Origin of the sequence: Leptospira sanjuanensis (genome assembly GCF_022267325.1) — a bacterium.
Classification (GTDB): Bacteria; Spirochaetota; Leptospiria; order Leptospirales; family Leptospiraceae; genus Leptospira; species Leptospira sanjuanensis.
On sequence record NZ_JAIZBG010000001.1, the window covers coordinates 1,726,665 to 1,741,376 of the forward strand.

Annotated in this window: 14 protein-coding genes; 10 read left to right on the forward strand and 4 right to left on the reverse strand. The window is 47.2% G+C overall.

Going from position 1 to position 14,712, the window contains the following annotated elements; translation table 11 throughout:
* The first annotated feature begins 155 nt into the window (after positions 1-155).
* From LFX25_RS07810 to LFX25_RS07825, 4 genes are all read left to right on the forward strand, one after another.
* Complete coding sequence (locus tag LFX25_RS07810) at positions 156-920, forward strand: SDR family NAD(P)-dependent oxidoreductase (protein ID WP_238729753.1); 765 nt, start codon at positions 156-158, stop codon at positions 918-920.
* Positions 921-970: 50 nt separating this feature from the next.
* Positions 971-1,483: a winged helix-turn-helix transcriptional regulator gene (locus LFX25_RS07815; protein WP_238729754.1), complete on the forward strand. Its 513-nt coding sequence runs from the start codon at positions 971-973 to the stop codon at positions 1,481-1,483.
* 436 nt (positions 1,484-1,919) lie between these two features.
* A complete protein-coding gene (locus tag LFX25_RS07820) occupies positions 1,920-4,136 on the forward strand; it encodes a PAS domain-containing sensor histidine kinase (RefSeq protein WP_238729755.1) in 2,217 nt (738 codons plus the stop codon).
* A gap of 69 nt (positions 4,137-4,205) precedes the next feature.
* Positions 4,206-4,766: an NADPH-dependent FMN reductase gene (locus LFX25_RS07825; protein WP_238729756.1), complete on the forward strand. Its 561-nt coding sequence runs from the start codon at positions 4,206-4,208 to the stop codon at positions 4,764-4,766.
* 16 nt (positions 4,767-4,782) lie between these two features.
* On the opposite strand, the gene LFX25_RS07830 is transcribed toward LFX25_RS07825, so the two are convergent.
* Complete coding sequence (locus LFX25_RS07830) at positions 4,783-5,721, reverse strand: alpha/beta hydrolase (protein ID WP_238729757.1); 939 nt, start codon at positions 5,719-5,721, stop codon at positions 4,783-4,785.
* A gap of 616 nt (positions 5,722-6,337) precedes the next feature.
* On the opposite strand from LFX25_RS07830, the gene LFX25_RS07835 reads away from it, so the two are divergent.
* From LFX25_RS07835 to LFX25_RS07855, 5 genes are all read left to right on the forward strand, one after another.
* Positions 6,338-7,816, forward strand: a complete 1,479-nt coding sequence (locus tag LFX25_RS07835) for an adenylate/guanylate cyclase domain-containing protein (RefSeq protein ID WP_238729758.1) — start codon at positions 6,338-6,340, stop codon at positions 7,814-7,816.
* Between the two features lie 63 nt (positions 7,817-7,879).
* A complete protein-coding gene (locus tag LFX25_RS07840) occupies positions 7,880-8,413 on the forward strand; it encodes an ATP-binding protein (RefSeq protein WP_238729759.1) in 534 nt (177 codons plus the stop codon).
* 1 nt (position 8,414) lies between these two features.
* Entirely contained in the window at positions 8,415-8,786 is a 372-nt protein-coding gene (locus tag LFX25_RS07845) for a hypothetical protein (protein ID WP_238729760.1), read from the forward strand.
* A 4-nt stretch (positions 8,787-8,790) separates the two neighbouring features.
* On the forward strand, positions 8,791-10,173 hold the full coding sequence (locus LFX25_RS07850) for a class I SAM-dependent methyltransferase (RefSeq protein WP_238729761.1): 1,383 nt from the start codon (positions 8,791-8,793) through the stop codon (positions 10,171-10,173).
* A 14-nt stretch (positions 10,174-10,187) separates the two neighbouring features.
* Positions 10,188-11,582, forward strand: a complete 1,395-nt coding sequence (locus tag LFX25_RS07855; RefSeq protein ID WP_238729762.1) for a PP2C family protein-serine/threonine phosphatase — start codon at positions 10,188-10,190, stop codon at positions 11,580-11,582.
* A gap of 8 nt (positions 11,583-11,590) precedes the next feature.
* Here LFX25_RS07855 and LFX25_RS07860 read toward each other — a convergent pair whose 3' ends face one another.
* From LFX25_RS07860 to LFX25_RS07870, 3 genes are all read right to left on the reverse strand, one after another.
* The gene (locus tag LFX25_RS07860; RefSeq protein WP_238729763.1) at positions 11,591-11,893 is read right to left on the reverse strand and encodes a hypothetical protein; all 303 of its coding nucleotides are present in this window, start codon (positions 11,891-11,893) and stop codon (positions 11,591-11,593) included.
* A 75-nt stretch (positions 11,894-11,968) separates the two neighbouring features.
* A complete protein-coding gene (locus LFX25_RS07865) occupies positions 11,969-12,307 on the reverse strand; it encodes a hypothetical protein (RefSeq protein WP_238729764.1) in 339 nt (112 codons plus the stop codon).
* 130 nt (positions 12,308-12,437) lie between these two features.
* The gene (locus LFX25_RS07870) at positions 12,438-13,058 is read right to left on the reverse strand and encodes an adenylate/guanylate cyclase domain-containing protein (protein WP_238729765.1); all 621 of its coding nucleotides are present in this window, start codon (positions 13,056-13,058) and stop codon (positions 12,438-12,440) included.
* Between the two features lie 168 nt (positions 13,059-13,226).
* On the opposite strand from LFX25_RS07870, the gene LFX25_RS07875 reads away from it, so the two are divergent.
* On the forward strand, positions 13,227-14,669 hold the full coding sequence (locus LFX25_RS07875; protein ID WP_238729766.1) for a M20/M25/M40 family metallo-hydrolase: 1,443 nt from the start codon (positions 13,227-13,229) through the stop codon (positions 14,667-14,669).
* Positions 14,670-14,712 lie beyond the last annotated feature (43 nt).

Genomic DNA, 14,712 nt, shown 5'->3' on the forward strand with positions numbered 1-14,712 from the left:
AGAGGAGGCGCCGCCGAAAGCGCTTCTTCTCCTTTTTTTATTTCAGGGGCTCCGTTTTTTTCGAATTTTGGTTTAAAAAGTGGTTGCAATATTAAACCAGAATCGGTCCAAGATAATATAGTTTTTTTATTAAACCAGAATCGGGAGAAAACATCATGAGATTCAAGGATAAGAAAGTTTTGATTACGGGCGGCAACAGCGGTATCGGATTGGCGACTGCAAAGTTATTCGTTACGGAAGGTGCGAACGTAATCATTACCGGAAGAGATCAAAATACTTTGGACGCGGCGGTTCAAGAATTGGGACCAAAGGCAAGGGCGATCCGTGCGGACGTGGTCGATCACGATCAAAGAGAAGCGCTCTTTCAATCGATCCGGGAAGAATTCGGGGAGTTGGACGTAGTGTTTGCGAACGCGGGAATCATGAAGCCGACGCCCGCAGGTCATACGAACGAAGCGACTTTCGAAGAGGTGCTGAGCGTGAATGTTACGGGAGTTTTTCTTACGATCCAATCCTCGCTTCCTCTTCTCAAACGAGGTTCTTCGATCGTGCTGAACGGCTCCGTCATCAGTACTCTCGGAGCCGCCGGCGTGAGCGCGTACGCTGCGAGCAAGGCGGGTGTGCGCGCTATGGCAAGGTCTCTTGCCGCGGAGTTGAGTCCGAAAGGAATTCGCATTAACACAGTCGTTCCCGGCGCTACGAAAACTCCTATCTGGGGAAGTTCCGAATCCGCGGACGCAAGGCTTTCCGGTCTGACCGCTTCCATTCCTTTACGAAGAGTGGGCAATGCGGACGAGATCGCAAACGTGGTCGCCTTTCTCGCATCGGACGATTCTTCGTATGTGCAAGGAGCTGAGATCATCGTGGATGGAGGTGCGAGCAGTTTGCCGGCGGGTGCGCCGATTTATCTTGCCAAGTAGGAAGCGATTTACAAGATTCAACGTAGATTCTGATTCGAGGAGGCCTTGTTGTGAAACGCAAAAATCTTGAGGAAGACGATTGCCCGATCGCAAGGTCCCTTTCTTCGATCGGAGAATGGTGGTCTCTTCTCATTCTTCGCGATGCGTTTTTAGGCAAACGCAGATTCGGTGAGTTCGAAAAAAGTCTGGGGCTTGCCAAAAATATTCTGAGTTCGAGACTTCAAAAGCTCGTCGCCGACGGAATTTTAGAAATCGTTCCGGCCGGCGACGGAAGCGCGTATCAGGAATATGCGCTCACGGATAAGGGAAGGGATCTGTTTCCGATTCTTGTATCTCTCAGACAATGGGGGGAAAAATATCTCTTCGATAAAAAGGAACTGAGTCAGGTTCTCGTGGACGAACGCAATCGGAAACCGATTCAAAAGATAGAGATCAAATCCCAAGACGGCCGATCGCTCGGCTCGAAGGACGTCAGACTTCTTTTTTTGGAGAAGTCCGTCGATCGACGTTCGAGGTCGTCCGTAAAACGTGCGTCCTCATCCGCCGAAAAATCGAAACGATAAACGTGGAGCGAACTGTTCGTAAAAACATTCAAAAATTGTAACATATCTTCCTGGAATACGGACGATGTTCTCCGGAATTATAAAATGAGGATTTCTTAATACGGGTTTTCTTTTCACGGATTTAAAATCCGTATCCCGGGTCGATCGAATTCTGGAAAGGCGAATCCGATTTTCTTTTTTGTCCCTGACTCATTCTTGCTCGGCTTGGAAATAAATTTCCAAGATTCTTTCGGAACTGTTTGGGTTCGAATCCGTTTTTGTCAAATCGTGTTCTTTCATTCCTTGGATCGGGAGAATTCTTCCTTTATCGGTTCAAAGATTCGTTTCTAAGAACGTGTTCGTTCTTTTGAGCTTGACCGAGGGCGGAGTTTTGTTCAAAATATAGCGCGTTACACATTCCATTCTGATCAAAGGCGGTCGGAATGCCTATCTTATTATGATTCATATTCTTCAAACGATTCTAGAACAGGCGCATGCAGGTTATTGGGAGAAAAACTTTGTCGATGGCACCAGTTACCTAAGTCCTGCTTGGAAAGGAATGCTCGGTTATCGGGAGGAAGAACTCGAAGATTCGATCCGCACATGGCAATCGCATATCGTTCCCGAAGATCTGGGCCCGATCCGAAACGAGTTCGATGATTATTTAAAGACGGATGTAAGTCATCCTTACGAGGCGGACATCCGTTTTCTTCATAAGAACGGAAGCATCGTTTGGTTTAAATGCACTTGTAAGGTAGTGGAAGTGGATCTGAAGGGAAAGCCGGTCTTGATGATCGGCACCTATTTCGATGTTACTAAATCCAAAAGGATTGAAACCGAACTGCAGCATACCGTGGACCGGCTTGCGCTGGCTACGCGTACGGCGAGAGTCGGTATTTGGGATTTCGATTTGATTGACGGGAAGGTTGAATGGGATGACACGATGTTCGATCTCTATGGAATCAGACCGGAAAATTATCTCGGCGCCGTCGCGGATTGGGAAAGGAGTCTGCATCCGGATGACAAAGAACGTTGTATGCTCGAATTCAAACAGGCCGTATCGGGTGAAAAGGAGTTCGACACTCAGTTTCGGGTCGTTTGGCCGGACGGTTCGGTGCATCATATCAAAGCCATCGCGATCGTTCAACGTCTCGCTTCCGGAAAACCCTTTCGAATGCTCGGAACGAATTGGGACATCACCAAACACAAGAACGCGGAAATCGCATTAAAAGAAAGTTATGAACTCAACAAGGTCTTTATCGAAAAGGCTCCATCCGCGATCGCGATGTTCGATACGAACATGCGTTATATGGCGGCTTCTCAACAATGGTTGACCGATTACCGTCTCGGAGGAATCGAAATCATCGGCCGTTCGCACTACGAAATCTTTCCGGAAATCGGTGACGATTGGAAACGGATTCATCAGGAATGTCTGCAGGGCAAGGTGATGCGAAAGGAAGAGGAATCCTTTGTCCGTTTGGACGGATCGGTTCAGTGGATCATCTGGGAAGTAAGACCCTGGTATGTTTCGCAGAACGTAGTCGGCGGCATTCTCATGTATACCGCCGATATCACCGCTCTCAAAAAGAAGGAATTTGAAAGAAGCAAACTCGAGGAGATTCTTACGCGAACCAACGAGGCGGCGCAGATCGGTTCTTGGGAATTGGATCTGGAAAACAACACTCGGATTTGGAGCAAGGTGACCAAGGCCATCTTCGAAGTTCCGGAAGATTACGTTCCCGGAAACGAGGGTGCGCGTTTTTATAAAAACGAAAAGGAACGCAAACGAGCGGCCGACAAACTGGAGGAATCGATACGGACCGGAAAACCTTTCGATCTCGAAATCGAAATCGTGACGGCAAAGGGAAATCTTGTTTGGACCCGTTCGGTAGGAAAACCCGAATATCTGAACGGTAAATGTATCCGTGTTTCCGGAACGTTTCAAAACATCAACGATCAAAAGCAGAGGGAACTCGCGTTGCAGAGAACCCTCGATATTATGAACGATCAGAACGAGCGATTATTAAATTTCGCTCATATAGTTTCGCACAATCTCCGTTCTCACGCCGGAAATATCACAATGCTTTTGACGATTCTGGAAGAGTCGGAAAGCGAAGAAGAACGGCAGGAAGTCGTTCGATATATCACGAAAGCCTCGGACAGTTTGATGGATACGATTCTGAATTTGAACGAGGTCGTTTCGATTCAAACGAACAAAAATCTTCAGAATACGGAAATCGTTTTGCGGGAATACGTCGATAAGGCCACTCGAACGATCGGCGGAGAAATCCAAAAGTATCAGGTTCAGATCAAAAATCTGGTTTCGGATTCGATTCGAGTTCGATGCAACCCCTCTTATATGGAAAGTATTCTTTTGAACTTCTTAACGAATGCGGTGAAATATAGACATCCGGACCGAGTTCCGGAAATCATTCTCAGCGCGGCTTACGAAAAGAATCGCCTGGTTCTCAGCATCGCCGACAACGGGCTCGGAATCGACATGAATAAAAACGGGGATAAACTTTTCGGGATGTACAAAACCTTTCACAATAACCGCGATGCGAAAGGAATCGGTTTGTTTATCACCAAAAATCAAGTGGAAGCGATGGGCGGACGGATCGAGGTGGAAAGCAAGGTCAACATTGGTACCACGTTTCGAATCATTCTTCTCTAAAAAAGAACTCGAAAAATAGGAAATTTTTTTATTCCAAACCGGCGGACAAAACGCTCTAAGTGTTACGCTATGAAAATTCTTTCTATTTCGGGAAGTCTTCGTTCCCAGGCAACCAGTTCTTCTCTTCTTCGTGCGATTGCCAAAGTCGCGCCTTCGGATATGGAGTTTATCACCTATACGCAGTTAGACGATCTTCCGTTTTTTTCCCCGGATCGGGACGGCGAGAATTCTCCCGAAGTTGTGCTGCGTTACAGGGAAGCTCTGAACAACGCTGACGGGGTTTTGATCTGCACCCCGGAATACGCGCACGGAATCCCCGGCGTTTTGAAAAACTCTTTGGATTGGGTCGTCGGTTCGGGAGAATACGTAAATAAACCCGTGATGGCGCTCAGTTCCTCGCCTGCCTATTCCGGCGGGGAAAAAGCGCATGCTTCTCTTCTCACGACTCTAAAAGTGATGAACACACATATTGTCGAAAAGGCTTCGTTTCCGGTTCCCGTGGCGCGCAGAAAGGTAAATGAAAACGACGAACTGATCGGAGAAGATACGATCGAAACGTTTCAAAACGCGCTTGCGGAATTTGCAAAAGCCATCGCAGAATCGAAGGCGTCGGTGACGGATAACGTGTAACCGCAATCGACTGTTGTCATTTCGTTTTCCTTTTTTTGGAGGGTATCCTTTTTTTCGCGCCGACCTTCTTCTTGGAAGAAACGGTTGAGGCGTTCTTTTTCGATATTCCTTTCGAACCGTTTTGTCCGTCCTCTTGAACGGCGCTCTCGGAGTTCGCGAAGGAATCGGAAAGATACGAGTCGATTCTTCGTGCGACTTTTTCCCAACCCTCGTCGAGCATCATGTTGTGACCCATTCCGGGAAATACTTCGAATTCCGCCTGATACGCGTTAGCCGTTCGTTTCACTTCCCACGGTGCGAAAAACCGGTCCTTTTCTCCTCCGAGAACGAGGAGAGGTGTTTTTACCTTTTTCGGTTTCGGGAGGGTGAGAACCAGCATATCCAAAAACGCAAGAAAGGATTCGTCCTGCATCCGAGAAGCATAGCGAAGCGCTTTTTCATCGCTGATCGATTTGGAAAAGAATAGCTTTCTTCCGATGTTGGGATTTTCGACGACGGGGAGAAGGGACAAGGTCATCAAAACCTTCAGGAATTTGATCGGGTATTTGAGTAGAATTTCGAGCGTGATCTTGAAGACCCCGTGCGGAGGAACGCTTGCAAGCAGTACCGCCTTGGGAACATGCGTATTTTCTAATACTTTTTGAACGACCAAACCGCCCATCGAATGTCCGATCAAGATCGGAGGTTCGGGCAGTTGACTTAGAACCTCTTGGACGTCTTGAACATAGTTTCGGATCGAATGCCAGCGAAAAGATCCGCCTCGGTTCGAACTTTTTCCGTGTCCTCTCATATCCAAAGTATAAACGTCGTACCCCGCTTTTTGAAAATAGGGGATAAAATTCTCTTTCCAACACCAAGCCCCGTGCCATGCGCCGTGCGCGAAAAGGATGGGCGGATTTTTGGAGGAAGTCGATTTGGAAGTTTTTAAAGCCGGGTTGTGTTCAAAATGGATCATCGTCGTTTGCAATCTCCGGTTGCAGGTTTCTCGCTTTGGAAGTTTCTCGAATTCCCGTTTTTTTTTCGAGAAGATTTTGCCGCTTACAAAGAGGAGATTCGTTTCGTTTTTCGTACGTTTTCGTCTTCAAAGCAATGCGTAGATCCCCGAGGCGGTTTGTATACGAATCAAGGAGCCGAAGAAGGACGGATTCTCCGTTTTCAAAGAAATTATTTCTTTTATAGCTTACATTCAATTTTTATGAAATATCGATCGTTACGGATCGAACCGCCGTTCTCAATCTCTCCGTTTTTTCATTTTTAAGGATCCGGAAATAACTAGTTGACTAATGTCAAAAAATCTGTTAGTCCGTACTGGCGGTTTGCCGCAACAGCTACCGAGACCTGAAAAGGTCGTCGATCTTTAGTTTCAAAGCGTTGCAAATTCAGGGTTTCAGGCTACTGAGACGAATCGAACCTCGATCGCCTTCAGCTCGTTACGAACGAAAAGCAGGTTTTGACGATGCAAAACAGAATTGGATCGAAAACGTATCCTTTCGATATTCCGCTTTTGTTCTTTTCTTTTCCACGTTCGTATCGAATCCGTAAGACGATTCTTTGTGACCGGCGGTCGTAGTATGTTGGATCTCCAGAATAAGGTTTCGCGGGCCTCCAAAATTCTGATTGTAGAAGACGAACGGATCGTAGCCAGAGACATTCAGGAGTTTCTTCAAAAAATCGGTTATTCCTCCATCGGAGTGGCGACTAACGGCGAAAAGGCGCTTCAGATGGCGCGTATGATAAAACCCGATCTGGTTCTGATCGATATCGTATTGGGTACGGGTTTCATAGACGGCGTGGAAACCGTCGTTAAGTTGAAGGAAGTTTTGGACGTTCCGGTCATCTATGTCACCGCGCACAGCGACGAGGGAACGCTTCGCAGAGCGCGTGTTACCGAACCCTTCGGTTATATTCTCAAGCCGGTAAACGTTCGAGAACTCGAGATCACGGTGGAGATGTGCTTATACCGTCATAAGATGGAAAGACGGTTTCGGGAAGACGCGAGCTGGTTTACCACCACGTTGAGTTCCATAGGCGACGGAGTGATCGCGACGGATTCCGTTTCTAAAGTTAAGTTCTTAAATCCGGTTGCGGCTTCTCTTTTGGGCATGGAAGAAAGGAGCGTCCGAGGAAGAATCGTCGACGAGGTGATGAATCTCCGAGACGATAAAGGAGCCGTTATCGAAAACCTGATCTCCTACGCCTCGATCAATCATTCTCCTTTCGTATTCGAGCACGCGATTCTTTCGGGTTCCAATGGAAGGAGTATTCCCGTGATCTGTACGATCGCTCCCATCCACGACGTGAACGGTTCTTCCCAAGGATGCGTTTTTACTCTGAGAGATATCAGCGAATTGCACGCCAAATCGGAAGAACTCAGCAAACGTATGGAGGATGTCGAACAAGCGAAACGTCTTTTGGAAAAATATTTTCCGGAAAATTTGGTGGATTATCTCGTCGACGAGCGAAGACAAACGGAACTCGAAGGCAAGAACGTTCAGGCAACGATGTTGTTCTGCGACGTTCGTAATTCCACCGGAATCGCGGAACAACTTCATCCGAACGAGTTCGCGGCTTTTTTAAGCGAACTCTTTACCGGACTTATGGATCTTACATATGCCAACGGAGGCTCCGTCAACAAACTGTTAGGCGACGGGCTTTTGATCACGTTCGGTTGTCCGTTTCCGGAAGACGAGGACACGTTGAATTGTGTCCGTCTTGCGCTTCAAGTCCGCGAGTATCTGAGGGCATTTAACGAAAGCAGAAATCCGAAATTAAAAACGCCGGTCGCCATGGGAATCGGTATCTCCACGGGGAACGTATTCGCCGGAAATATCGGTTCTTCGCGTCACATGGAATACACCGTGTTAGGCGATGCAGTGAACACTGCGAGCAGACTCGAGGCATTGACCAAAACGACGGGTCATGATATACTGATCGATTCGCTCACGTACGAATCGATCCGTCACGAAATCAACGTCGAAGCAGTGGGAATGTTTCAGCTTCGGGGAAAAAAGGAACCGCAGGAAGTATTTTTCCCGGTCGGTATGTTATGAAGATTCCAGCGTCTCATCCAACGTTGGAGAGGATGTGCGGCCGTAAAAAGCCCGGAGGCTCGGATGGAAAATAGTCAAAAAAATAACGAAGGCAAATTGCTTGAAATGAAACTTCGCCCGGTTTGGGCGGAAATCGAAAGGGCTCGGGAAAGCTGCCGCAGCTTTTTAGAAGAGTTGGGTTCGTCCGATGAGACAAGAGACGCCCTTTGTATGATCGCATCGGAGATTCTCGAAAACGCGATCAAATACGGACACTTTACGAGCGAAACGCAGGAGTTCACGTTCAAACTCGAATCCGGCAAAGACGGAATGCTCGTTCAGGCTTGGAGTCCTCTTCCATCCGCGGGAATTGTCGAAAATTTAAGACGACTTGATTCCATCATTCAATGGATCCGAAGTTATCAATCTCCGTTTCAAGCTTATTTGGAAAGGTTAAAACTCGTAGCGGGACAACCTTTGGAGGACAACGAAAGCGGTCTCGGATTGATCCGAATCGCATACGAGGGAGAAGCCATTCTGGATTTTTACGTGAACGAAGACGATATCCTCTATGTCTCGGCGCTACAACCGAAATTGGACAGGGAACAGGTGGTTTGACATGAGCTTAAACAATCAGATTTTTTCGGAAGACCAGCTTCAGTTAGAGGTTGTTGACGGGGACGAGATCGAAATTCGTTGGCTCGGCAAAAGCGTTCAGAGAAACCCGAGTCAATTCATCATACCGACGTTGGCCGATGTCATGAAACGAGGAGCGATGCAGAATAAGGCCGTTATCTGGGACTTTAGACAATTGGAATATATGAATTCTTCCACGATCACTCCGGTGATCAAAACTCTGGAGACGGTCAAGAAGGGAACCGGTAAGGTGAAACTCATCTACAACAAAGCCAAAAAATGGCAGGATCTGAGTTTTTCGGCTCTTCGAATTTTCGAGACTAAGGACGGAAGGATTCAAGTAGTAGGGCAATGAGTTTATGATTGTGGAACATACGATTTCGGGGGAACTGCGGACGAACGGAAGCGCCATCGGCGTGGAAATATGCGGTCATACGCGTTATTCGTTTCAGATTCGTCTTCCCCAACCGCCTTCCTATTTCGTACCGTTCAACGCGGACGGATTCGTTATCGAGTTGGACGGAAAAAAAATCGAATTGGGCCGATGCAGAATGATTCCGGTCAAGGACGCATCCACTCCTCAATACATCGTCCTTCTTCTCGACGACACGATCGACGTGTCCGATCTGATCGGCAAAAAAAGATTCACGGTTTACGATACGGGGCTTTTTAATCTTCAGCTCATTCTCAATCAAAAAGAAAAAGTAACGCAGCACTTTAAGGAATACAGTTCCAATCTTACCTTCGAGCTGAACGTATATAAACAATTCTTCGACGAATTGGATCGTAAATTTTTAAAGGAACCGGGTCCGGTTCAGGATCATCTTCATCAGATGATCGTCGAAAGGGAAGGCCAGACGTTTATGGAATTCTTCGAATCGAAGGTTCTCGAACTTGAAGAACACACGAAGGATTTCTCGAAGGACGAAAACGAAGCCCACGGATTCTTTTTTAGAAAACAGGTTTGGGATTTCATTCTTCATTCAGCGTTTATGCTCCGAACCAATTTAAAACCGAGAGGTTACGCGGGCGACTATGAGATGATGAGAATGATCTACGAAAACGATATCATCGGAAAAACGTTGTTCGCGCGTTTGCTTCACAGTTATCCGATTCAAATTCCCGCCGCAAACGCGGTTCGCAATCGACGCAGGATGATTGCCGATCAAATACGAGCGGCGGTGGAAAATCACAACAGCTCCGATTTTAGGGCGATGTCCGTTGCGTGCGGTCCCGCCGAGGAAATCGGAGACGCTTTCAGCGATATAGAGACCAATAAGAAGATTCATTTTACTCTTCTCGATCAGGATATGGAAGCGCTTCGAGTCGCGATGAACACCGTCAATCAGCTCGAATTGGAAAAGGGAATTTCCATTCACGTAAAATACGTCAACGATTCGGTTCGATCCATGCTTCGCATTCGGGATCTTCCCGGAGCCTGGGGAAGATTCGATTTTATCTATTCGATGGGGCTCTTCGACTATCTGACTCCGCCCGTGGCAAGGGCCGTACTGGCTCGGCTCTTCGAAATGTTGCGGCCGGGTGGAAAGCTGGTCGTTGGAAATTTTCACGTCAGCAATCCGAATAAGGCGTTTATGGAGTATTGGTTGGATTGGGTTTTGTATCACAGAACGGAGGAAGAGATGCTCGAACTTGCTTCGAATCTTCCGGGACACAGTCGTATTTTTTTCGAGGAGACCGGCTGCCAGATGTTTCTCGAAATACGCGTATCGAACGGTTAAAGCGGTCAAGAGAAATGACGTTTAGAGCAAAAGAACACAGTATCGTCGATTCGAAAGTAAATCATGATTTCGAAATATACCTTCAGGGTATCGTGCGAGAATGGATGCAGGTTCTTACCATGCTCTGTATCGTTCTGATTCCTTTCTTTCTTTTATTGGACTATTACACTCAGCCACCGCATTTGCATCTGCGGTTTGCGATCTATCGTGGAGCGACGACTGTTTTAGTCATCATAGAATATCTTCTCATCCGTTTTACGCATCCGAATCGTTCGTATCCGGTACACGGTTATATCATATCATCCATCGTAAGTCTGATGATCGTTCTCATGACGGTGGACTTGGGAGGATTCAATTCGAGTTATTACGCCGGGTTGATGCTCGTGTTGATGGCGGTGAATATTCTTCTTTCTTGGAGACCGATTCACTCCGTAGTCAACGGATTTTTAACGTTGTCGATTTATCTCGGATTCAACGCCTGGGAGGATCAACCGTTCGATCCGAGAATTCTCGTGAACAATCTTTTCTTTTTGGGTTCCACGATCATCATCACCGCCGCGATCTCCTGGGTTCGGTTTAAACTGGTTCGTTCCGAATATTTATTGCGAGCCGAATTGGTTGGAGCGAATCAGAATCTGGACAAGTCCCGTGCGGATTTGCTGCGGGCCCGCGACGCTCTTTGGGGAGAAATGCAACTCGCAAAGATGATCCAAACCGCGCTTCTTCCGAGGAGAACGAACATAGGACGTTACGAAGTGGCGGCATTGATGGTTCCCACCGATTCGGTGGGAGGAGATTATTACGACATCATCGATGCGCCTAACGGCAAAAAGTGGGTCGGCATCGGAGACGTTTCGGGTCACGGAGTGGAATCGGGTCTTATTATGATGATGGCGCAGACCGCGATTCAGGCGATCGTTCAGCAGCACGCGATGCTCAGCCCTTCCGAAGTGTTAATCGAAACCAACCGAGTCATCAAGGAAAACATCGCGCGTCTCGGAACGGATCGATATATGACGATGATGCTCTTTCGATTGGAGGACGATCATCTTCTCGTGGCCGGAAAACATCTGGATCTGATGATTTACCGCGCGCAGGAGAAGAAGGTCGAAGTCGTACCGACCAACGGATCTTGGCTCGGAATCGTGGACGATCTGGGAGAAGTCCTGGAGGATCACAGGATTCCCATGTCTCCGGGAGACATCGTACTTTTATATACGGACGGAATCACGGAAGCCCGAAATCAAAACGAGGATTTGTTCGGAGAGGAACGATTGATGAAGTTGTTGGAATCCAACGCGAAACTTCCGTTGCGGCAGCTCGGAACGGAGATATTTTCCACGGTCACAACGTTCGAAGAGATTCAGAGCGACGATATGACCTTGGTGCTTTTGAAAAACCGGGGATAGTTTCACTTTTAAAACAGAAACTCGTGTCCCGAAAACCTTCCCTCATGAAACACATAACGTTCCCAGGTTCCGTTTTCAAACCGAACGATCACGTGATGTCTGTTTCGCTCGGTGATTCTTCCCTGTAAACGTTTCGGCGGAGAATCTGCCTTGTTCGGATTTTTATATTCTAAGCTGACCCGGATCAAATCCTCTTCCTGTTCGATGCGAATCGTCGCGGAAACCGCGAGAACCGAAGTTTCCGTAATGGTGATTTGATACGAACCCGAAAGGTCGGGGAAGGGGCCTTGTGTGTGAATAGATTGTTTCATGAAATCGCGGAACCCGTATACGAATGATTAAACGAACGTTTCTGAATTTCTTGCGCGGGAATTCGTTCTAAGGACTTAGCGCAGGCAATTTTTGGCATAGGATTTTTGGACGACGAGTTCGCTTTGTTTCGCGGTTTCCGGAAATTTCCGAACATAGACCCCGTATTTTCTTTGGGTTTCTTCCAAAAGACGAAGACAGATCGCGAGTTCTTCGGAATCGATCCCTTCTTTTCGTTCAACCTTTTCGCAGCTGCATTTTGTTTCGCCTAGGAGGGAAGCGGATTGAAGAAGAATCTGCAATTCGCCGTCGGTCTTCGCTTTACAGGTTCCAAACGTCGAAAACAAAAAAAGAAGGAAGAATCCCGTCTTGAATGATTGCGCTTTGGGAAACACTCCCTTGATTGAATCCTTCATTGTCCGGCCGGTCAAGGAAAGAATCTTCCGAAATCTTTGCGGAACATTCCGGACCCATAGGGTGATTTGCCCTATGGGATCGGTGACTCGTTTTTCGATCTGATTTAGAATATTCTAATATTAGAATGGATCAGTAGAGGAGTTTGTATGCTTTCTGAGTTCCGGCGGGCGCTTCTTTTAATTCCTCGAAACGAAGGTGTTTGACCACGACTTGTTCGAAAACGGAATGGGTGACGAGAATTTCGCCCGCTTCTGCGGTGTCTTCTCCGAGTTTGCTCGCGGTGTTGACTTCGGAACCGAACACGTCCGAATCGCCGATCTTCAACACTTTACCGTACCCGAGTCCTACGCAGAGAAGGATTTTTTCTTCGGGAATTTTGTCTTGGTTGTACGTTACGAGTTCCTGCTGCATCTTGATCGCAGATTCGATCCCTTTGCCCACGTTTCGAAAGATGACCAAGAAACTGTCTCCTTCCGATTTCAAAAGGATTCCGTCGTGATCTTCTATGATCGGGATAAGAATTCGTTCCGATTCGTGAATCGTTTGCAGGAAGTGGATGATTCCGAACTTTTCAACTCCTCTGGAAAAACCGGAAAGGTCCGTAAACATCACGCACCAATCCTCTCCGAAAAGATCCCAGATCCTTTGATCGATTTTCGTTTTATCCGCTCCGGGTTTCAATCGATCCTGAATCAACTTTTCCAGTCTGTCTTCGGATGCGCTCGCTCCGATCGTTCTACGAAATGCCATAGTGCCTCTTGAATCCGAACTTTGTAACGGGAATTCTTTTTTTCGTCAACGAATCTTGTTTTTGTCGGATAAAAATCCTCCGGAAATTCGAGACGCGCGCATCGAAGTAAACGAGATGAAAAAAGTTACTTGTTTCTTTCCAAGAATAAGCGCTTCTTGTTTGGATTTATGGTAAATATTTTGGTTCTTCTTGCGCTTTGTATTTCGTGTTTGAGCGGATGTATTTCTACTTCTCCGATTCGAACGATTTCTCTCAAGTCGATGCCGCAAACAGTCGATTGGGAAGAACGAAATCGGGAAGCCGTAAAAATTCTTCAGGATCTGATTCGAATTCGCACAGAACGTTCCAACGAACTCGAAGCCGTTTTATACATTCAGAAACTTCTTCAAAAGGAAGGAATCGCTTCTAAGATTTATGCGTCCAAGGAAAATCGCCAACGCGCGAACTTGGTTGCGGTGCTGGAACCTTCGAAGCCGAGTTCTTTGAAGGGAATCATTTTGGGAAATCATATGGACGTTGTGGAAGCGGATTCCAACGAATGGACCGTGCCTCCGTTCAGCGGCAACATCGTGGACGGAAAAATATACGGAAGAGGAGCCTTGGATATGAAGGGGCTCGCCGTGATGCAGTTGATGGCGTTTTTGGAATTGAAACGATCCAAGATCGAACTCAATCGAAAGGTGATGTTTTTGGCGCTTGCGGACGAAGAGAGCGGGAGCTTTTTAGGAGCGCGTTATATGGCAGAGAATCATCCCGACGTATTTCGCGGTTTCGATACGATGTTAAACGAAGGCGGTGTCGCGACCAAAGACGTGGGAATTCAAGGAGCCACGATTTTCAACATTCAATACGCCGAAAAGGGAAACATCTGGCTGAAACTCAAAGCCAAAGGAGAAAGCGGACACGGAAGCGCGCCTAACGCGGAATATGCGACCTTGAATTTGATCCGGTTTTACGAAGAGATTCTTTCCTTCGATTCGGGAATTCACATCACGGATGAAACGAAGGCTTATTTTTATCAACTCGGATCGGTCGCTTCTTTTCCCACTTCCTTCTTTTTAAAGAACGCTTCCAATCCTTTGATCAAACCGTTGCTTACGGGCACTTTAAAAAAGAACAAACATCTTTCCGCGATGACTCGGAATACGAAAGCGATCACGGGAATTCAAACTCTCGAAGGAGAAGGATACAACGTTCTTTCGGGAGATGCGTTCGGAAAACTGGACGTTCGCATTCTTCCCGGAGTCGATTCGAAGGAATACATCGAAAGGATTCGAGCCGTCGCGAACAAATTTAAAATTGCGGTCGAGGTTTTCGACGAGATCGGACCGGACGATTCCCCTCTGGACGACGATCTGTTTCAGATTCTTGCGAACGTATCCACTTCGAAAGTTCCGGGAAGCGTGGCCGCTCCGTTTATGTCCGCGGGAAAAACGGATAACGCGCGCTTTCGCAGAATCGGGATCAAATGTTACGGTTTAAATCCCGCGATTCTTTCCGCAAAAGATACGGAAAGTCTGCACGGGAAAGACGAGAACATCAGTCTGGAAAATCTAAAACTCGGCTCCACGATCCTTTTCGAGACGCTGATTCAATACGCAGGCCCGTGAACCGCGGATTTTAGTTTCATGATTTTCTCTCCGTTTGTGTAGA